This is a genomic window from Hyphomicrobium sp., from assembly GCF_036262015.1.
In the GTDB taxonomy this organism is placed as follows: domain Bacteria; phylum Pseudomonadota; class Alphaproteobacteria; order Rhizobiales; family Hyphomicrobiaceae; genus Hyphomicrobium_C.
The window spans coordinates 239,261-258,637 of sequence record NZ_DATAJR010000006.1; the positions used below are offsets into that span (position 1 = coordinate 239,261).

The following is a 19,377-nucleotide window of genomic DNA, read 5'->3' on the forward strand; positions in this document are numbered from 1 at the left end:
CGTCGTAAATGCCGCGCAAGCCCTACCCGATCGGCCTCTGAGCCGTGGGATGGGCGAAAAAGTCGGCAGTTTCAATTTGCAAAACTGCCGTTTTGCGCCGGTCTCGGACGCCGAGCGGGCAACCTGGCCCATTTAAGGCTCTTTTTTGGCCAGGGGATGATGCTCCGTGACCAGCCGTTTGAGCCGTTCTTCGAGAACGTGCGTGTAGATCTCAGTGGTCGAGATATCGGCATGGCCGAGAAGGCTCTGGACGCTGCGAAGGTCTGCACCCCGATCCAGAAGATGGCTCGCGAACGCGTGCCGGAGCACGTGCGGCGAGACGCGTTCGGGATCTATCCCCGCCTGGATCGCCGTTTCCTTGAGGTCCTGAGCGAAACGCTGGCGGGTGAGATGCCCTTCCTGGCCACGCGATGGAAAAAGGTACCGCGTCGTGACCATCGGGGCGACGCCGTCCTCGGGAGACAGACCGAGCGAGAGGTAGCGAACAAGCGCCGTCCGTGCGCCTGTGTTGAGCGGCACCAGCCGCTCGCGCCCGCCCTTACCGCGGATGGCCAGGAGACGCGGATCGCCCTTGAGCACACTGCGCGGCAGCGAAACCAGCTCCGAGACGCGCATGCCGGTCGCGTAAAGCATCTCGAGGAGGCAATGGTGGCGTACGGCGCGAACGAGCTCGCGGCCTTTGAGGCCTTCCACGGCGCGCGCCGCTGTTTCGATCAGACGATCAACCTCGTCGACGGAGAGAGTCTTCGGAAGAGCGCGCTCTTTCGTGGGGGCGGCGAGCCCTTCGACCGGGCTCTCGCGAACCGCGCCTTCGGCTTCGAGGAATTTGTACAGCTGACGGACCGCCGAGAGTCGGCGGGCGCGGGAGGCCGGCTTGAGACCGGCAACCGAAAGCCCTTGCATGTAGCGCGACACGTCCGGCTTCGTTGCTTCTGCCAGGGAAACGCCGGCTCGGTCCAAATATCCGGTGTAGTCCTCAAGATCGCGGCGGTAAGCGTCGAGCGTATTGGCTGCCGCGCCCTTCTCCGCCACCATCATTTCGAGGAACGCCGCGATATGGCGGCGATCCTTGCTCCCAGTCGTGTCGCCATGCATGTCGCGTCGCCTCACGAGTGTCCCGATTCCGAAGTTCGCTCAAGTTTGCGGCTAGGCTCGGGAGCGAACTTCGGAATCATTGGGGACACTAGAATCATAGACTTGCTAGTGTGATTCAGATCGAGAAATTCGCTCGGCACCTTGCCGCCAATAATGGCGAATTTCTCGATCATCACACTAGCTGACGGAGCGCGGCCAGGCGCCAAGCAGTCCCTCGAGCGCAAGCTGCCTCGCTTCAGCGTCGAGGCCTGCCCGCTTGAGGGCCCGAAGCGCATCGCCAAGCGCAATCATATGCGCGCTTTCCGCTCCATGCGGCCCAATTGTGCGCATGACAAGCAGCACCGTGCGGCCGAACTGCTTTTTCTGGGATGCGTCTGCAAGCTCCGAGAGCACGCCGGTGTCGGGCAGATGCCCGCTGTTCGGTTGCGGCGAACGGCTTGCGATCTCCCATAGCGGTACGGGTACGTTCATATCCAGCGCATCGAGCACGGTGGCTAGGCGATGCAGCAGGGCCGGATCGAATCGGCCGCTGCGCGCCATGGTCTCGAGCGCGCCGAAGCTTTGCCCACGATCCGAGGTCGGCGTGGGATCGGCGATGTCGGCCAACGCAATCCAGTGCGCAAGCGGCTGTCCTCCGGCGCCGATTTGATCCCCGAGGCGCGCCCAGCGGCGCACGCCCTCGAAATTGCCGCTCGCCAGGTTCACCTCGATAGCAGTTTCCGCGAACCATCCGATCTCGGGCACCGGTTCGAGATCCCGCACAGCCGGAGCCATGAGCTGCAGGGAAGGCCAGTAGAGATTGGCGCGCCGTGCATCGTCGAGGAACGCGCGGATGAGACGCGCTTTCTGCATCGGGGTTTGCTGGCTTTGCGCGGATCGAAAGAGACCGGCTCGCTCAATACTGCCCGCGTCGTTCCCGGCTCCTTCAAGGAGATACAGCGGAGCGAGATCACGCGTCGAAAGCGCGTTGAGTTGAGCAGCCGCTTCCCCTGCCGCGAGCCGCACGTCCGGCGCACCGCGCGGATCCTGTGCAAGCCCGGCGAGCAACGCAGGGGTCGCCGCCCTGATGAGCTTGGCGCGGTCGAGCCCGCCCTTGAGCGCGGCGATCCGATAGTCGAGCAAGGACAGCTTCGCATCGGACGGGATTTGGGGCGTAAGGCCATTGGCGACAGCATCGAGAAAGTCAGCGCCAGCGAGGCCGAGATCCAGCTCCTTCAGGAGGCTAGCCTGCAGGGCCGCGCCGGCCGTGTCTCCGCGCGCGGCCGCGCAATAGCCGTTGATCAGGATTGCATCGGCCTGGATCGGCTTCGGAAGCTGCGATTGGACCTGCAGCAGGCCTTTGCCGATCTCGCAGCCGCGCTCGGTATTGCCGAGCCCGATCTCGCTGCGGGCCGTCAAGGCTTGGAGAAGCGGATCGCGCTCGGCATTCGGATCCTTGGCCAGCACCGCGGCGACTTCATCGACGAGGCCGGACTGATCGAGCGCCTCCACGCGAAGAGCCGTGAATCGGGCATTGCCGACTCCGTCGGCGGGTGTCGAATCCGACCCGACCAGCCGGCGCCAGAGGGCGTGCAGGGCTGGAGATCGGGGGGGAAGCTGAAGCGCTGCGATACTCTTTGCGAACTGCTCGGCGGACAGCCCGCTCCAGAGCTCGTAGGGCAGCCCGGAGCCGTCGTTCGACATCACGGGATCGAGCTCTTCCTTGACCACGCCGCGCTCGCCCTCTTGTGTCGCGGCCGACGGCGGAAGGTCTTCCCGCGTGACGCCGCTGTCCGATCGCGCGGGTTCGCTCGTGCCAAAGGGATCGAAATTCTGCGCCGCCGCGCCTGATGCCATGAGCAGCACCAACGAAGCGGCGGACGCCGGAAAGAGGACGCTTCGCCGGAAACGAGTGAAAGCGGAATGGCTCAGCGCGCTCATCGCCCTGCCGGTCATTGCTTGGGTTCGGGGGGCTTTCGGATTTTGACGCCGGGCACCACCTTCACGACCTCGTGCTGGGGTGGCTCGAATTGATGGGAAAGAATGTACAACCCCGCCAAGATCAGCGCCACCAGCGACCCGACCGTGACGAGGAATCGAAAGAGGCTTGGCATTGATGGAAGCAGCTCGAATAAAGGCGCACTACTTGATTGCGGGTGCGATGGTTGTGGTATGTCGAGACGCAACGTGGCGCGATTATGACTGAAATTTCCCTAACCATGGGAAAGAATATACCGTAAGCACGCCAATCGGCTCGCTTGGGCGAGGCAACTTGCAGTATGGGTTCCTCAGCCTCGAGTTCGATACGAAATGTGCCTACGGGATACTGCGTAGACAAGGGCGTATGGATCAGGAAAAGGACATTGTCGACAAGGTTCGTCGCGCTCTGGGGTCGCGCTCGTTGGTGCTTGTCGGTCTGATGGGGTGCGGCAAGTCGTCGATCGGCAAACGCCTCGCCACGCGCCTAGGCCTGCCCTTCATCGATGCCGACGAGGAAATCGAGCGGGTGGCTCAAAAGTCGATCAGCGAAATCTTCGCCGATCATGGTGAGGGCTTTTTTCGCGACCGCGAAGGCAAAGTGATCGCGCGCCTCCTCGCATCCGGCCCGCAGGTCGTGGCGACGGGTGGCGGGGCCTTCATCTCGCCGGGCACGCGCGAGCAAATCCGCGAAACGGGTTTTTCGATCTGGCTGAGGGCGGAGTTGCCGGTCTTGATGCGGCGCGTTGCCAAGCGCGACACGCGGCCCCTTCTCAAGACCGCAGATCCGGAGGGCGTCATGCGCGAACTCATGGAAAAACGTTACCCGATCTATGCGGAGGCCGATCTGACGATCGAGAGCCGCGATGTACCCCATGACGCGATCGTGAATGAGATCCTGGAAGCCCTCGCAAAGCACCCCGCGTTGGCGCTTACGACCTCCATCTGATACCTCTACATCTCGAAGACCCGGACACGAGAAGAAGAACGCCCCAATGCCGACCTTAGCCCACTCTCTCGCTGCGACGACCCGCGCGGCGCGCACGGTCACCGTCCCGCTCGGAGGGCGCACGTATGACGTGCTGATCGGCCCCGATCTCCTCGCAGAGGCTGGCCGTCTCATCGCCGGGCGCTTGGGGAAGGCCCGCTGCGGCATCGTCACGGACGAGAACGTCGCCCGGCATCATCTGGCCGCGCTTGAAGCGAGCCTCAAGGCCGAGGGGCGCCACAAGGGATCGATCATTCTGAAGCCCGGCGAGCCAACCAAGAGCTTTCGTGAGCTCGGTCCGTTGTGCGAGCGTCTGCTTGAGCTTGGGCTCGAGCGCGGCGATCTGGTTGTCGCCTTCGGCGGGGGCGTGATCGGCGATCTCGCGGGGTTCGCGGCCGGCATTCTCCGCCGTGGCATTCGCTTCGTTCAGATCCCGACCACGCTTTTGGCTCAGGTCGACAGCTCTGTGGGCGGCAAGACAGGAATCAACACGCCGCAAGGCAAGAACCTGATCGGCGTCTTCCATCAACCCTCGCTCGTGATCGCCGATACGGATGTGCTGAAGACACTTCCGCCGCGAGAGATGCGTGCTGGCTATGCAGAGGTCGCGAAGTACGGGTTGCTTGGCGACGCAGGTTTCTTCGGCTGGCTGGAGAAGGCCTATGAAGGCGTGTTTTCTTATGACCAGGAAACGCTTATTACGACCATCGAAACGAGTGTGAAGGCTAAGGCGGATATCGTCGCTCGTGACGAGCATGAGACAGGCGATCGCGCCCTTCTCAATCTCGGGCACACGTTCGGCCATGCGCTCGAGGCGTGGACCGGGTACTCGGATCGCTTGCTGCATGGAGAAGGCGTGGCCATTGGCATGTGTCTCGCCTTCCGGTTCTCGGAGAGCCTTGGCCTGTGCCCCGCCGGTTCCGCAGAGCGCGTGTCGCGTCACCTTGAGGCAGTTGGACTCCCGACGCGGATTTCTGACATTCCAGGTGGCAAGGCGGACGCGAACGAATTGGTGCGGCTCATGGGCCAAGACAAGAAGGTCCGCGACGGACGGCTGACGTTCATCCTCGTGCGCAACATTGGCGAAGCCTTCGTTTCGCGCGATATTGACGAGGCGACTGTTCGGCAATTCCTTGCCGGTGAAATCGACGCTGCCCGATGACTGGCCTTTACGCAGTCGGGGTTTTGCACTCGAACAGTGAGGGCGAGCAGCTATAAAGCTGTAGTCGCGCAGCCGCTTGGTATGTCCATGCCACTCGACATCGTACTGCTGATTTCGGCGATCATTCTGCTGATTGCCATGAGCGCCTTTTTCAATTTGAGCGAAACCGGCCTGACCGCCGCCTCGCGGGCGCGCATCCATGCGCTCGATCAGGACGGGAATACGAAAGCCAAACTCGTCAATCGCCTCCTCGCGTCTCCCGAGAAATTCATCGGCGCAGTGCTGATCGGCAATACGCTCGTTGACGTGCTGGCCGCCGGCTTGGCGTCCACGCTTGCCATCCGTCTCGTGGGCGAGGTCGGAGTGATCTACGCCACAGGCATCGTGACGCTGCTGATCGTGATCTTTGCGGCCGTTCTGCCGAAAACCTATGCCCTGGCCTACTCGGAACGCGTTGCCCTCTTTGTTGCGCCGATCATGCGCGTGCTCATTGTGGTCCTCGGCCCTGCAACACGCGCGATTGAGCTGATCGTCCGTTGGATACTGGCCTTCACACCGTCGACCAAGGATGACGAGGCCAACATTCTTGCCGCTCACGAGGAAATCCGCGGTGCGATAGATCTGCAGACGAGGGGCGGCGCTGTAGCGCGCCACGACGCCCACATGCTGGGCGGCGTGCTGGATCTTGGCGACCTCCAGATCGCAGACATCATGATTCACCGCACCAAGATGGAGACCTTCGACGCCAGGGAAAGCCCCCAGGAGATCATCGACGAGGTGCTGCGCTCGCAATACACGCGCGTGCCGGTTTGGAAGGACGAGCCTGAGAATATCGTCGGTGTGCTCAATACCAAGGATCTTCTTGGCGCGCTCGCTCGCTCCAACTGGGACGTCTCCAAGCTCGACATCATGAGCATTGCGGCGGCCCCCTGGTTCGTTCCTGACACCACCACGCTCAAGGATCAGTTGCAGCAGTTTCTGAAGCGCAACGCTCAGATGGCTTTGGTCATCGACGAGTACGGCGAGGTCCAGGGGCTGATCACGCTCGAGGACATTCTCGAGGAGATCGTTGGCCAGATCGCCGACGAGCACGACACTGCGGAATTGCACATTCGCCCGCAAACGGACGGGACCGTCAACGTCGACGGTACCGTGCCGATCCGCGACCTCAATCGCCATATGGACTGGGATCTGCCGGACGATGAGGCGACGACCATCGCCGGTCTCGTCGTTCACGAAGCCCAGTTGATCCCGGAGCCGGGTCAGGTCTTTACGTTTCACGGCTACCGGATGGAGATCCTGCGCCGCAGCCGCAACAAGATCTCAGCCGTTCGCATCAAGCGGCTCGAAAATCCCGAGTCTGCCGCGGATCCCGCACGCGCGAAGCGCGCCCGTAGCAGTACAGACAATTGACCACCGGACTGGCGTGACCCCGCCACAATCGAACGCCACTCTTCCGGGACGTACAGCGATCGGAGAGTGGCATGACGGAGCCCGCGCGTCCCTATGATCTCGTCATTGTTGGCGCGTCGTTTGCGGGATTGGTAGCCGCCCGCACGGCCGCGATGCGCGGCTTGAAAGTTGCTGTTATCGAGGCAAAGCCGGAAGCGGGACACCGGGTCGCGACGACAGGCATCTTGGTCAAGGAAGCCGCCGAAGAGATCGACATCCCGTACACGCTGACCAAGCGTGTTCACGGTGTGCGGCTTTACGCGCCGAGCCACAAGCACATCGATCTGTTCGCGCCGGGTTATTTTTTCCTCACCACCGACACGGCGAACGTCCTGCGCTGGCTGGCCAACGAGGCGATGCGAGCCGGCGCTAAAATTCTATATCGCGCCCGCTTCGAAGGAGCCGACCGCGAAGGCGGCGTTTTCCGCTTTCACGGCATGAACATCGCAGCGCGTTTCATCCTGGGCGCCGACGGCGCAAGGTCCGCCGTCGCGCGCGCGTTTGGGCTCGGTGTAAACACGAAGTTTCTGACGGGGCTTGAAATCGAGTACGAGGGCCTCGCGAACGCTGACCCGCGCTTCCTGCACTGCTTCCTCGATTCGAAACTCGCCCCAGGCTATCTCGGATGGGTCGCGCCGGGCCCTTCTGTCACGCAGGTGGGGGTTGCAGTCGGACCGGGACGCCGTCCCAACCTCAAGGCGTTTCTCGCGGCCACTGATCCCATCTTCGGCTATTCCGGTGCAAGGGCGGTCGAACGGCGGTCTGGCCGCATTCCCGCAGGCGGCCTGGTCCACCCTTGGTCCACAGACGGCGTGATGCTGGTCGGCGATGCCGCCGGCCAAGTGTCGCCAGCAACGGGAGGCGGCATTAAGCTCGCGTTCGAATTGGGGCGCCGATCGGCACAAGTGATTGCCGATCACCTCATGGATCTTGGACCGCCGCCGGCTGTTGCGCTTGCTGCCGAGCTGCCGGGTTTCGCAACCAAGAAAGTAATGCGCGCGGCACTGGACCTTGCACTGCCGAACTGGACTTTCGATATAGCGCTTGGGCTTTCCCCGATGCGCCGGCTTGCGCAGCACATCTACTTCCACCGCCGCAACGCGGGCGGACTGAGCTTCGCGGAGTTCGAAGCGAAGCTGAGCCGCGAAACGGCACCGGGTCTCCCTTATCCCAAGGCTTCACCGGGCGCGTAGGTCGTAAGCGCGAGTGCGTGGATGCCGCCTTTGAGCTCTTCGGCAATGGCGTCATTCACCATGCGGTGACGTCCGACGCGCGATACTCCCTTGAACATGGGCGAGACGATGAGGATTCGAAAATGGCTTTCACCTGTATTGGGTGAGGAGCGGTGGCCGGCATGCAGCTCACTTTCGTTGACGATATCGAGCCGCGTTGGTTCGAGTGCGACCATGAGCTTTTCGCGCAGGCGCGCTTCAGCCGACATGTAGGTGTCCTCCGTGCAATGAGTGGGCCCGTGATATGGCCCTGCGGCAGTCCAGCCGAAGAGTTCGTCTTGTGTGGCCGCGGCCGTGAGATCATAATCTAACCTATGAAGCTCAACTCGAAATACTTCGATTCGATCCGGGTCGCTCCGAAGCGGCAGGCCGAAGGGGAAGCTGCGCAAAAGCATCCGCCCTGCCAGTGGAAGGGGTGCGGCCGTCCTGCGCCTCATCGCGCTCCGAAGGGCCGTGGTCGGGATGGAGAATATTTCGCGTTCTGCGTCGATCACGTGCGTGAGTACAACGCCGCCTACAACTATTTCGATGGCATGAGCGATGCCGAGGTCACGGACTTCCAGAAGGACGCGATGACCGGCCACCGCCCGACCTGGAAAGTCGGCGCCAACTCCTGGGCGCATGGGACCAGTGAGGGCATTTCGCCGGGCGGCCCAGGGGGCGCAGGCTTCAAGGCGCACGACCCCCATGGATTTTTTGCCGAACGAGCCCGTCAGGCCCGCGAGCAACCGGTCGAAAGCCGTCGGGTCCTGAAGCCGATCGAGAAAAAATCTCTCGAAAGCCTGCATTTGCCGGAATCCGCCTCGAAGGCGGAAATTAAGGCGCGCTTCAAAGAGTTGGTAAAGCGCCACCACCCGGATTCCAACGGCGGCGATACGCGCTCCGAGGACACGTTGCGCGAAATAATCCAAGCCTATAACTATCTGAAGAAGGCGGGTCTCGTCTGAGCCGCAGTCGCGGCCCGCTTTTCGGAGCGGGTCGCGCGCGGGCCGGGCGGCTCCGCGAGTATTTTGCAACATCGCCTCCAGGGAGGCGAAGCTCACGCGCTCGAGGTCAGTCCCTCGGACGCTCTTGCCCGAATAGGTTCCAATGCGCGCGCAATCCACGACTGGTACGGCCTCGGCAACGGGGCTTCCCGACATGAAGCTCTCGGTCCGTCAGGTGTTCGGGATCGACTCGGATCTCGAAGTGCCCGCTTACTCTCAAGCGGACGAGCACGTTCCGGATCTCGACCCGGACTACCTCTTCAATCGGGAAGTGACACTCGCGATCCTGGCAGGCTTCAAATACAACCGCCGCGTCATGGTGCAGGGCTATCACGGCACCGGAAAGTCGACGCACATCGAGCAGGTTGCTGCGCGCCTCAACTGGCCTTGCATTCGCGTGAACCTCGATAGCCACGTCTCGCGCATCGATCTCGTCGGCAAGGACGCGATCGTACTGAAGGACGGAAAGCAGATCACCGAGTTCCGCGAAGGCATTCTGCCGTACGCACTGCAGTCCAACACCGCACTCGTTTTCGACGAGTATGACGCTGGCCGCCCCGACGTCATGTTCGTCATCCAGCGCGTGCTCGAAGTCTCGGGCAAGCTGACGTTGCTCGACCAGTCAAAGGTGATCCGTCCGCATCCGGCGTTCCGCCTGTTTGCGACGACGAACACCATCGGTCTCGGCGATACGTCGGGCCTCTATCATGGTACGCAGCAGATCAACCAGGGTCAGATGGACCGCTGGTCGATCGTCGCAACGCTGAACTATCTGCCGCACGACGACGAGGCCCGCATCATCCTGTCCAAGGTCAAGGGCTGGAACAAATCCGACGCCAAGCGCAAGACGGTATCGAACATGGTGCGCGTTGCCGATCTGACGCGCCAGTCGTTCGTCAACGGCGACCTGTCGACCGTGATGAGCCCGCGCACGGTGATGACGTGGGCCGAGAACGCCGAGATCTTCGGCGATGTCGGCGTCGCGTTCCGTCTGACGTTCCTGAACAAGTGCGACGAGCTGGAGCGCCCGCTCGTTGCCGAGTTCTACCAGCGCTCGTTCGGTGAGGAGCTCCCCGAGAGCGCGGCGAACTTCGCGCTCGGCTGAGATGGGATACGCAGGCCTGTCCGCAATGGACGAGAGGGACCAGAGAGACGCACTGACGGCGGCCGGATATACCGGTCTGCGCGGCGCTGTACTGTTCTGTCTCCTGCTCGCCGGTGTGGGTGGCCTGTTGGGATCGGTAGTGATCGCGATCGTCTGGAACATGCTTGCGCCCGCAACCTCCGACACGCTGAGCACCGCCATCGGTGCCGCAATAGGCGCTGGGCTAGGCGTCCTTGTCGGGTCGATCAAGGTCAAGCAGGGCAACATCGAAGCCCGCGAGCAGGTCGACGATCGAGAGTGGCGGCGGCTCGTCCGGCGCGTTACGTCGGATAAGTCGAGATGAGCCTACCGCCCAAACGGCGCGAGTCGCCCTCTGAACCGCTGAAGCGCGTGCTCGGCCTTGCTGTCCGAGCCATTGCGGGCGACCCGGAGATCGAAGTGACCTACGGGGCCGCAAAGCCGGCGCTCGAAGGCAAGCACGTGCGCCTCGCCGAGCCATCCCGCGCGCCGAACGAAAACGAGATCGCCGTGCTGCGCGGCTGGGCGGACAGCTTTGCGCTGACGGCGGCCTGTCATGATGAAGCCCTCCACCGCCGCCTGGCGCCGCCGTCTGGCCCCGGACGCGAGGTGTTCGAAGCGATGGAACGCGCGCGCGTTGAAGCGCTCGGTGCCAATCGCATGCGCGGGATGGCCGAAAACCTCGCCGCAAAATGTGCCGACGAATTTTCTCATGGCCGCTTCGCGCAGGTTTCCGATCGCAATGACGCGCCTCTGGGCGCGGCGCTTGGGCTTCTGGTGCGCGAGCGGTTGACAGGCCGTGCACCGCCGGAGTCGGCGCGCGCTATTGTCGATCTCTGGCGTCCCCACCTTGAGGAACGGGCCGACGCAACCTTCCGCAAGATGGAAGACGTCGCAGAAAGCCAGGAAGAGTTCGGGCGGTTGGTGCGTGACCTCTTGAAGTCGCTCGACTTGGCGGATGACCTCGCCGAAGGACAGGCCGACGAAACCGAAGAGACCTCCGAGGAACAGCCTGACGGCGGGGAGGCGGAGGCCGAGAGCGAGGATCAGGGCGGCGAAACAGGCGAGCAGGAGCGCCAGGAGGATCAATCGGAAGGCGAGTCCGGCGAAGCGAAGGAAACGACGGAAGCGCCAGACCGCGACGACTTCGATGCCGACGCCGACGAGCCCGAAGGCCTCGAAACGTCGGAGCCGTGGCGCCCGAATACGTCCGTTCTCGATAATCCGGAGCCGTTTGGCTACAAGGTCTACACGCGCGCGCACGATGAGGAAGTTGGCGCCGAGGACATCTCCAACCCCGAAGAGTTGGAGCGTCTGCGCACATTCCTCGACAAGGAGCTGAAGGCGCTTGCGAGCGTTGTTGCTCGTCTGGCCAACCGGCTGCAGCGGCGTCTCCTGGCGCAGCAGAATCGCGCGTGGGACTTCGATCTCGAGGAGGGCTTGCTCGACGCCGCTCGGCTCACGCGTATCGTGACCGATCCGTCGCATCCGCTCTCGTTCAAGCGCGAGCGCGACACCGATTTCCGCGATACGGTTGTCACATTGCTGCTCGACAATTCCGGCTCGATGCGAGGTCGCCCGATCATGGTTGCGGCCTGCTGCGCGGATATCCTGGCGCGCACGTTGGAGCGGTGCGGAGTGAAGGTCGAGATCTTGGGCTTTACGACGCGCGCTTGGAAGGGCGGCCAGTCACGCGAGGATTGGCTTGCGGCCGGAAAGCCATCTGCGCCCGGCCGTCTCAACGATCTCCGCCACATCATCTACAAGACGGCCGATGCACCATGGCGCCGCGCCAAGCGCTCGTTGGCGCTGATGATGCGCGAAGGCCTTCTGAAGGAGAATATCGACGGCGAGGCACTCGCCTGGGCCCACGCGCGTCTCATGGCACGCCCTGAGCAGCGCCGTATCCTGATGATGATTTCCGATGGCGCGCCTGTCGACGACTCGACGCTCTCCGTGAACTCGGGCAGCTACCTCGAGCAGCATTTGCGTAAAGTGATCGACGAGATCGAGATCCGCTCGCCTGTGGAATTGATTGCCATCGGCATTGGCCATGACGTGACGCGCTACTATCGGCGCGCCGTCACCATCTCCGATCCGAGCGAGCTGGCGGGCGCCATGACCGACAAGCTGGTGGAGCTGTTCGAGGAGGCGCCGAAAGCGCTACCTACGCATCCGCGCCGCAAAGCGCACCGGGTACACTAATTCATGCAGTAATACGCAGGGGGCTGGCGTGCGCGCTTGGTCGTTCAGTGCTGTGGCCGTCGCCGCGCTCGTTGCTGTGTCTCCGGCATGGGCACAGCTGAAACCGGACACCGCAGGGATTCCCACCCAGGACATCGAGGTTCGCGCAACACCAATCGCAAGCTTCGCCCGGAGCGGCAAACCGCTCGATAATCCGCGCCTTGAATGGCGCGGCGGACTGGTCTTGACGTCGCCGTCGGACAAGTTTGGGGGCTGGTCGGGCCTGGCGCTCGGCGCGGATGGAAAGAGCCTCGTTGCCGTGTCGGATTCCGGCGTGTGGATGACGGGTGAGATCGCCTATGACGGCACGCGCCCCATAGCCGTTCGGTCCGCGCGTCTTGGCTCCTTGCAAACCGCGAGCGGAAAGCCGCTGACCCGGCAACGTGATCGCGACGCCGAAGCCGTCACGTTGGCGAGCGGTACGCCGAAAAAGGGCACGGCCTATATTGCCTTTGAGCAGAACGATCGCATCGGTGTATTCGCTTTGGAAAAAGGCGGTCTCGGTAAGCCCACGTCCTATGTGACGATGCCGAAGGAGGCTGCGCGGATGCGCCTCGATGGGATTGAATCCGTCACGGTGCTCGCCGGCGGCCCGCGCAAAGGGGCTTTGATCGCCTTCGCCGAGAACCCGCTTCGGGGTGAGAAGACGCATCGCGGCTGGATCTGGGTGTCCGGGGAGCCGCGCGGCTTTTCCGTCGCCGACATCGGCCGCTTCAGCATAACCGATGCCGCAGGCCTGCCCGACGGCAGCGTTCTCATCGTCGAGCGGTTCTTCCGCTGGACTGAGGGGCTGAAAATTCGCCTCCGCCATCTTGCGGCCGATGGGATCAAGCCCGGCGGGATTGCCAAGGGGGAAATTCTGCTCGAAGCCGACACTGGGTCCGAAATCGACAATCTCGAAGCCCTCGCCGTCTCTCAGGGCGAGCGGGGCGAGACGGTGATCACGCTGATGTCGGACGACAACTTCAACCGCTTCCTGCAGCGCACAGTGCTTCTTCAGTTCACCCTGAAGAACAAGCCTGCAGCCGCCGCCGGCCCGTCGAAGAAAACGGAAAAGGCAGAGAACGTGCGCTGGGTCTGCGCCGGGTGTAGCGGCGCGCAGCCTTACATCGGCGTGCCGATGACGAGCGTCCAGAAGGATTTGAATTCGGTCTTTGGATCCTGAACCAGCGCCAGACCCATTTCGCGGGCGTCGCCCAGCAACAGATTCTTGTTGTGGCCGGGGCTTTCCTTCCAGCCCTTCAGGACCTCGTTGAACGAGACTTGTCCCGTGCCGACGTTCTCGGCGGCCAGGCGCGGCTTATAACCCGTGCGCTTCACGCGATCCCACGGGTTCGAGCCGTCGGAGCCGTAATGCGAGATGCGGTCCCACTTGGCGAGGTCTCGGCTGTGCTCTTTCGCGGCATCGGTCAGGGCCGTATTGAGCCGGAGCGGCTTCAAGCCATTGTCCTTGCGGTATTGATTGATAAGGTCGCGCGCCTTGTCCGGGTCGAGCGCGGTGGCCGAATAGTCGCGATCAGCAAGGGCACCCGCGGGAGCCTTCTCGAACGAGCCTTTCGGCGCTTTGTCTGGGGTCAGTGCGGCGACCTGTGTGCCGCCGCTCAGGCCGGAGCGGGAGCTGCGGTCGATCGAACCGGTCGTGGTTGATCCAGCAGGACTCAGAGAGGCCTGGCTTCCGAGATCGTTGTAGCCGGAAGAGAGGCCAACGGTGTTGAGGCTGCAGGCACCGAGGCCGAGTGAGGCCGCAAGCACGATCGATAGGGCGACGCGATACATTCCCGTAACTCCCGCAAGAGGACGCGCGGTACTGAGTGTCAACATCGCAGTAAGGAGTTAACTCGCCGTTAACACTAAGACGGTGTTGACCCAGTTATCGCTGCGAGGGGATGAGGTCGCCGCTATCGTTCCCCGGACATGTCCGAAACAGTTGCAGCTTCAATGAAGCCGCTCCTCATCCGTCATGCGTCCCCCCGAAGCCCGCTATGTATTTTGCCAATGAAGGTGTCGCCATTTGGGCAAGGCCGGGGCGAAAGCCGGGCTTCCGGACCCGAGTCGATACAACCAAAAAATTGCCGACGCCGTGCCCGCGAATCCCTTGGAACTTAAGGCCCTCTCCCGCAATGTATCGGAATCATGCCGGTGATTCGCGCGTACGGCTTCTCGTCACTTCAGGCCCAGAAGGAGGCGTGCGGACATGTCGGCGCTTGGCAGCGGTGCTTCCCTTGCCGGGTCGCGGCGCGGTGGCGCATCGGCGACCGGTCATCTGATCCTGGTGCGCGTTGCTGCCGCTGGCGGCGCGACGCGGGCCGAGGTGGCGACTGAGCTTGCGCCCCTCTTTACGCATAAGCTTTCACCCGCCGATTGGCGCCGCTTGGCCGAGAAAGAGATCGGACAGCTGGTTGCGAACGGTTTCGTCACGGAGACGAAGACCCGCCTCGCCCCGACGGATGCAGGGACCCTCGCCGCCGCCCGCTACCTCGGTCAGAAGTCCTATGACCCTCGACCCTGGGCGGAGCTGCGCGACATCGCCCTTATCGCCAAAGGTCTCGGGCTCGAAAAAGAATCCCCGGCCCGGCTCAAACCTTTGTCCCGCGTTGAGGGTCTACGCACGATCATTGTTCAGAAGGCTTTTGGCCTTTCCGTCAAAAAGAACGTTCCGCCCACGAAGCTTCGGGCGCAGCTCGCGGTGGTTGCGCTCGAGCGCGCCTTCGGCAACCGGATCAAGGCGGGCTTCGGAAAAGGATCCGCGCTCTCAGCCAAGGCCGGCCGCCTGCTCGCGGGCCAGCTTTCGCAAATTCCGCGCGCCTTTGCGACGGACGGCAAGCTGATTTCGGAGCTTGCGGCCGAGTACGCGGGCACGACGGACACGGCTCTCGATGGCCTTCGTATTGGCGTGTTGCGGGGGCTCGGAGCGCGTGCGCTTGAGGCCGGACAGACAGACGAGCCGGAAGCGCAGCGTCCGGTGATGCCGGTTCGCGTGACAGCACCGGCAGCCCCGCTTGCGCCTGCGGCCAACGATTCTAAGCCCGTCGCAAAAGCGGCGCCCAAGTCATTGCGCCCGGACCTCAACGAGTTTGCCCAGGCCGTCAAGAAAGCGGCGGCCGGGCGCGCGGAGGGCTGGCCAGGCAGCCGCAAAGCATTTATCTCCCACGTCTGGGACGCGATCCGCGTCACTCAGCCGTCGTGGCAGGTTTCCGAGATCGAATTCAAATGCATGCTGGCCGAGGCCCACCGCCTCGGCGCCCTCGTCCTCGCCAATGCGGATCTCAAGGACCGGAAAAGCATCAAGGATCTCGAAAGCTCCGCAGTTCCTTACAAGAATACTGTTTGGCATTTCGTGCGCGTCGAAGAGTGACGACCGTTACGATCGCGTTGGAGACTGTTGACGCATGCACCAGGACGTCGTTGCCGGGGGAACGGACAAGCTGTCCCAGGCCTTTGAGCACAGCATCACGTGGGAGGACGACATCTGGCGGGCTGATCCCGTCGATGTTCCCGAGGTGCATGTAAAGGCCCGCCGCAAGTTTTCGGACCTCTTGTCCCAGGTGACGAGCGGGCGCAACGGCGCGCCAACCCAATCGCGCATCCTTCTCTTCCACGGACAATCAGGCGCCGGAAAAACGCACCTCTTGCGGGCGCTGCGCACGACCGCACATCGCGAGGGCAGGGCCTACTTCGGCTACGCCCAGATGACGCCTGACATCTCCAATTATGCGGACTACTATCTGCGCCGCCTGATCCACTCGCTGGAAAAGCCGTACGATCCCGACAACGAGGGCATCAGCGGTCTTACACGCCTGACAAACCAATTGGTCGGCGACACGGAGGTCCTCTCCAAAGCGAGCCTCGAAGAGCTGCGCGAAGGCGCGCTGTCCGACGACGATCTCGCGAGCCTCATCTTGCGGTTGGCCGACGAGATCGTTGCCAGCGCCAAGTTCCGCGAGCTCGAGCTCGACATCAACATCGTGCGCGCGCTGCTTTATCTCGAGCGCAAGGATCCGCGCATCGACCAGCGCGTGCGCCAATACCTGTTCGGACGCCAGCTCACGTCGCTCGCGCATCAGGCGGTCGCCGCGCTCGATCCGAACACCGGCGAGGATCGCGCCTTCGAAATCATCACGGCCTTCGGCACCCTGATGTGGACCGTGGAGCGCGCGGCACTCGTCTTCTCGATCGACCAGGTCGAAGACCTGCGCTTCTTCCCGGACGCCGACGAGCGCTTCCAGAAGGCCGCGCGCGATCTCATCCAGATCGCCAACCGCCTGCCGAACGCGATCATCATCATCTCCTGCCTCGAAGATTTTTACGGGCAGGTGCGCGGTGTTCTCGCGCAATCCTACATCGACCGCATCGAGAAATCCGGCCCCGTGCCGCTGCTCGAATCCCGCACACCCGAAGAGGCGCGCCTGATCATCGCCAAGCGCCTGGAGCACCTCGCCGAAGATGGCGCGGCCTTGAGCTTCCCCGATCCGGCGCAGTATTTCGGTCCTGACTTCTTCGAGGAGTTCGGCGGCCTCTCGACGCGTCGCTTGCTTGAGCATGCGCAGAGCCGTCTGCGCGACAAGACCGCTCCCGAACAGGACGACGAGCCGCGCGAGCAGGGCGGTTCTTGGACATCGACCCTGGCGTCCGTGCTGGGCGGCTTCTTCGGCAACGCAGAGGGAGACTCGGGCTCCCGTCCGCTTATGCCGTCGGTCGACTATCGCGATGCCTGGGAGCGCTTCCAAAGCGCATCCGAGGCCGAGATCCCGTCCGACGAGAACGAGCTGCTCGATGTCTTCACGTCCGCCCTTGCGCTTGCACGGGAGGAATGGGGCTCCGCCATCAAGCTCAACATCGGCCGCTTCGAAATTTCCGATGAAGTGCCCGCCATCGACGTGCGGATCAGCCACAAGGCGGGGCACATGAGCGATCTGCGCGTGTTCCTCTGCAACCGCACGACACAGGGCGGCGGCTTGAAGCGCCAGCTCGATAAGGTATTGCCGATGACGGCCGGCAAGAGCTGCGTCATGCTCCGCGCCAGCGACTATCCGCCGAACAAGAAAAACCAGACGGCGCAGGCGTTCCGCAAATTCCGCGAAGGCGGCGGACGTCTCTTCACTATTCCGATCCCGGAGTGGGAGCGGATGATGATGGTGCGCGAGTTCCACGCCCACTACAAGAACGACCCCGGCTTCCAGGCTTGGTTCGAAGACGCCAAGCTGCTGTCGAACATTATCTCGATCATCAGCGTCCTGCGCCTCGATCTTCTGGGCCGCACGCTGCCGCGTATCACGCGCGAGCCGGAGGTCGCCGCTACGGTCGCGCAGCCGCGAAGTCTCGAAGCCCTCCCGCAAGACCCGGCCCTTCCGCCGCCGTGGTCGCTAACCGGAGAGCAGGGCGAGGTTCTGCCGGCCAACGACGATGAGCTGCCGCTGTCCGTCATCCTCGACGAAACGGGTGCCAACGGCACGAGCATTCTCGCCGGCCGCGAAATCGGCGCTCGCGGGAAGCCGGTCTCACTCAACATGAACGTGCTGAAGCGGCACGCCGCGGTGCTCGGTGGCTCAGGCTCAGGTAAGACGACCCTCGCGCTCTGCATCATCGAGCAGCTTCTGCTCAAGGGTATTCCTGCGGTCCTCATCGACCGCAAGGGCGACCTGTGCAGCTATGCCAACCCCGATGTCTGGCGCGCCAACGATGACGAATTCGGCGAGCGTCGCGGCGAGCGCGAGCGCCTGGCCGACGCTATCGACGTGGCGGTTTACACGCCCGGCCGCTCGTCGGGCCGTCCGATCTCGATCACGCTGCTGCCGAACGGCATCAACGAGCTGCCGGATCACGAGCAGCAGCTGCTGGCTAACCTGTCGGCCGCCGCCCTCGGCGACATGCTGCATCTCAAGAACTCGGCCACGCACCAGAAGCAGTCTGGCACGCTGTCGGTTGCGCTCCGCATCCTCGGCTCCCGCCACAGCCGCGAAGTGACGCTCGCCGACCTCATCGCTCTCCTCGAGGACGAGGATCCGGAGCTGACCGATCTTACGCAGCGCATGGATCCGTCCGGCAAGATCCGCCGCGATCTCGTCGCCCAGCTGGACAGCCTCCGCCATCGCAATGCCGCGCTCTTCGAAGGCGGCGGCGAAAGCTTGCGCATGGACAGCCTGCTCGGCATCGGGCCGTTCGCGCGCGACGGCCGCACGCGCCTGTCGATCATCTACACCGGCTTCCTCGGCGACAACGAGAACATCCTGTTCTGGGTCTCGCAGTTCCTTTCGGAAGCGCTGCGCTTCTGTCAGCGCAACCCGAACGACGAGCTGCAGGCCGTCGTCATGTTCGACGAAGCTGACCTCTACATCCCGGCCAACGCCAAGCCGGCCACAGCCGAGCCGCTGCAGAGCTTGCTCAAGCGCGCCCGTTCGGCGGGCCTGGGCCTCATGCTGGCGACCCAGTCGCCCGGCGATCTCGATTATAAGTCACGCGACCAGATCACGAGCTGGTTCATCGGCCGCGTCCGCGAAGACACAGCTCTCCGCAAGCTCAAGGCCGCGTTCCAGAGCGAAAGTGGTCTCGACCCCGCAGCCGTCCTGCCGGGCCAGACCGTCGGCGAATTCCATCTCGTCCAGGAAGGCCTCGTCCGCTCGATGAAGGCGCAGCGTTCGCTGATCGAGGCCGAGCAGGTGCCCTTTGACCGCATCGAGCAGCTCGCCAACGAAACGAAGGGGCAGGACGAGCGTCAGCTTCGGTTGTTCGACGCGCTGCGAATGTCGAGCGCACGCCGATCGTAGGGGATCGGAAGATTGACCTGCGGCGCCCTAAGGTGAGTAGCAAAATTGCAACATCCGGGGCGGATTCGCTCGATTCTGCTCCGCTTGCTGGCGCAATTTTCAGCGTTTTCTAGCGCCAGCAAGAGTGCAACTGCTTCCTTAGAACCATTTGAAGGATAAGCACAAAAAGCTGTCCGCATAATGCGTGTGCCGCCTTGCCGTGCAGTTTGTTAGCCGTTGCGAGATGAAATTGCGGCAAAATTGGGAATAGCGGGTGAGGGAATTTTTTCCTTGTTGTATTATCTCCAAGTTTCGCGGGTGAGGGGTCCTCGCGAAATTGGAAGGAGACATCCACGAAGCGTGGGCGGCTTCGGGGGTGGGTGAGTAAGCGTGCGG

At 63.1% G+C, this 19,377-nt stretch carries 15 protein-coding genes; 11 read left to right on the forward strand and 4 right to left on the reverse strand.

Going from position 1 to position 19,377, the window contains the following annotated elements; all coding sequences use genetic code 11:
* Positions 1 to 132: 132 nt before the first annotated feature.
* Entirely contained in the window at positions 133 to 1,095 is a 963-nt protein-coding gene (locus VHO05_RS06705) for a site-specific tyrosine recombinase XerD (protein ID WP_329645820.1), read from the reverse strand.
* Positions 1,096 to 1,272: 177 nt separating this feature from the next.
* Positions 1,273 to 3,030, reverse strand: a complete 1,758-nt coding sequence (locus tag VHO05_RS06710; RefSeq protein ID WP_329645821.1) for a hypothetical protein — start codon at positions 3,028 to 3,030, stop codon at positions 1,273 to 1,275.
* A 388-nt stretch (positions 3,031 to 3,418) separates the two neighbouring features.
* On the opposite strand from VHO05_RS06710, the gene VHO05_RS06715 reads away from it, so the two are divergent.
* The 4 genes from VHO05_RS06715 (at position 3,419) to VHO05_RS06730 (ending at position 7,846) form a co-directional block, all read left to right on the forward strand.
* Positions 3,419 to 4,000 carry a shikimate kinase gene (locus VHO05_RS06715; protein WP_329645822.1) on the forward strand — a complete coding sequence of 194 codons (582 nt, stop codon included), beginning with the start codon at positions 3,419 to 3,421 and terminating at the stop codon, positions 3,998 to 4,000.
* A 46-nt stretch (positions 4,001 to 4,046) separates the two neighbouring features.
* Positions 4,047 to 5,201 (forward strand): 3-dehydroquinate synthase, encoded by a 1,155-nt coding sequence (gene aroB, locus VHO05_RS06720; protein WP_329645823.1) that lies wholly within the window; start codon positions 4,047 to 4,049, stop codon positions 5,199 to 5,201.
* Positions 5,202 to 5,288: 87 nt separating this feature from the next.
* On the forward strand, positions 5,289 to 6,614 hold the full coding sequence (locus VHO05_RS06725) for an HlyC/CorC family transporter (protein WP_329645864.1): 1,326 nt from the start codon (positions 5,289 to 5,291) through the stop codon (positions 6,612 to 6,614).
* A 71-nt stretch (positions 6,615 to 6,685) separates the two neighbouring features.
* Entirely contained in the window at positions 6,686 to 7,846 is a 1,161-nt protein-coding gene (locus tag VHO05_RS06730) for an NAD(P)/FAD-dependent oxidoreductase (protein WP_329645824.1), read from the forward strand.
* On the opposite strand, the gene VHO05_RS06735 is transcribed toward VHO05_RS06730, so the two are convergent.
* Positions 7,819 to 8,094: a BolA family protein gene (locus tag VHO05_RS06735; RefSeq protein ID WP_329645825.1), complete on the reverse strand. Its 276-nt coding sequence runs from the start codon at positions 8,092 to 8,094 to the stop codon at positions 7,819 to 7,821. The genes VHO05_RS06730 and VHO05_RS06735 overlap by 28 nt on opposite strands.
* 105 nt (positions 8,095 to 8,199) lie before the next feature.
* Here VHO05_RS06735 and VHO05_RS06740 point away from each other — a divergent pair, with 105 nt between their 5' ends.
* From VHO05_RS06740 to VHO05_RS06760, 5 genes are all read left to right on the forward strand, one after another.
* On the forward strand, positions 8,200 to 8,832 hold the full coding sequence (locus tag VHO05_RS06740; protein WP_329645826.1) for a J domain-containing protein: 633 nt from the start codon (positions 8,200 to 8,202) through the stop codon (positions 8,830 to 8,832).
* A gap of 142 nt (positions 8,833 to 8,974) precedes the next feature.
* The gene (gene cobS / locus VHO05_RS06745) at positions 8,975 to 9,976 is read left to right on the forward strand and encodes a cobaltochelatase subunit CobS (protein ID WP_329645827.1); all 1,002 of its coding nucleotides are present in this window, start codon (positions 8,975 to 8,977) and stop codon (positions 9,974 to 9,976) included.
* Between the two features lie 25 nt (positions 9,977 to 10,001).
* A complete protein-coding gene (locus VHO05_RS06750; protein ID WP_329645828.1) occupies positions 10,002 to 10,319 on the forward strand; it encodes a hypothetical protein in 318 nt (105 codons plus the stop codon).
* A complete protein-coding gene (gene cobT / locus VHO05_RS06755) occupies positions 10,316 to 12,199 on the forward strand; it encodes a cobaltochelatase subunit CobT (protein ID WP_329645829.1) in 1,884 nt (627 codons plus the stop codon). The genes VHO05_RS06750 and cobT overlap by 4 nt, the downstream gene beginning before the upstream one ends.
* A gap of 28 nt (positions 12,200 to 12,227) precedes the next feature.
* A complete protein-coding gene (locus tag VHO05_RS06760; protein ID WP_329645830.1) occupies positions 12,228 to 13,403 on the forward strand; it encodes an esterase-like activity of phytase family protein in 1,176 nt (391 codons plus the stop codon).
* Here VHO05_RS06760 and VHO05_RS06765 read toward each other — a convergent pair.
* Positions 13,343 to 14,014, reverse strand: a complete 672-nt coding sequence (locus tag VHO05_RS06765; protein WP_329645831.1) for a CAP domain-containing protein — start codon at positions 14,012 to 14,014, stop codon at positions 13,343 to 13,345. The two genes, VHO05_RS06760 and VHO05_RS06765, sit on opposite strands and share 61 nt — an antisense overlap.
* A 418-nt stretch (positions 14,015 to 14,432) precedes the next feature.
* On the opposite strand from VHO05_RS06765, the gene VHO05_RS06770 reads away from it, so the two are divergent.
* On the forward strand, positions 14,433 to 15,593 hold the full coding sequence (locus VHO05_RS06770; protein ID WP_329645832.1) for a hypothetical protein: 1,161 nt from the start codon (positions 14,433 to 14,435) through the stop codon (positions 15,591 to 15,593).
* Positions 15,594 to 15,627: 34 nt separating this feature from the next.
* Positions 15,628 to 19,002 (forward strand): helicase HerA-like domain-containing protein, encoded by a 3,375-nt coding sequence (locus tag VHO05_RS06775; RefSeq protein ID WP_329645833.1) that lies wholly within the window; start codon positions 15,628 to 15,630, stop codon positions 19,000 to 19,002.
* Positions 19,003 to 19,377 lie beyond the last annotated feature (375 nt).

Excerpts from the sequence above, each read along its gene's own strand:
- VHO05_RS06705 (WP_329645820.1), bottom strand. The coding sequence starts at position 1,095 with ATGCATGGCGACACGACTGGGAGCAAGGATCGCCGCCATATCGCGGCG.
- VHO05_RS06710 (WP_329645821.1), bottom strand. The coding sequence starts at position 3,030 with ATGACCGGCAGGGCGATGAGCGCGCTGAGCCATTCCGCTTTCACTCGT.
- VHO05_RS06715 (WP_329645822.1), top strand. The coding sequence starts at position 3,419 with ATGGATCAGGAAAAGGACATTGTCGACAAGGTTCGTCGCGCTCTGGGG.
- aroB (WP_329645823.1), top strand. The coding sequence starts at position 4,047 with ATGCCGACCTTAGCCCACTCTCTCGCTGCGACGACCCGCGCGGCGCGC.
- VHO05_RS06725 (WP_329645864.1), top strand. The coding sequence starts at position 5,289 with ATGCCACTCGACATCGTACTGCTGATTTCGGCGATCATTCTGCTGATT.
- VHO05_RS06730 (WP_329645824.1), top strand. The coding sequence starts at position 6,686 with ATGACGGAGCCCGCGCGTCCCTATGATCTCGTCATTGTTGGCGCGTCG.
- VHO05_RS06735 (WP_329645825.1), bottom strand. The coding sequence starts at position 8,094 with ATGTCGGCTGAAGCGCGCCTGCGCGAAAAGCTCATGGTCGCACTCGAA.
- VHO05_RS06740 (WP_329645826.1), top strand. The coding sequence starts at position 8,200 with ATGAAGCTCAACTCGAAATACTTCGATTCGATCCGGGTCGCTCCGAAG.
- cobS (WP_329645827.1), top strand. The coding sequence starts at position 8,975 with ATGCGCGCGCAATCCACGACTGGTACGGCCTCGGCAACGGGGCTTCCC.
- VHO05_RS06750 (WP_329645828.1), top strand. The coding sequence starts at position 10,002 with ATGGACGAGAGGGACCAGAGAGACGCACTGACGGCGGCCGGATATACC.
- cobT (WP_329645829.1), top strand. The coding sequence starts at position 10,316 with ATGAGCCTACCGCCCAAACGGCGCGAGTCGCCCTCTGAACCGCTGAAG.
- VHO05_RS06765 (WP_329645831.1), bottom strand. The coding sequence starts at position 14,014 with ATGTATCGCGTCGCCCTATCGATCGTGCTTGCGGCCTCACTCGGCCTC.
- VHO05_RS06770 (WP_329645832.1), top strand. The coding sequence starts at position 14,433 with ATGTCGGCGCTTGGCAGCGGTGCTTCCCTTGCCGGGTCGCGGCGCGGT.
- VHO05_RS06775 (WP_329645833.1), top strand. The coding sequence starts at position 15,628 with ATGCACCAGGACGTCGTTGCCGGGGGAACGGACAAGCTGTCCCAGGCC.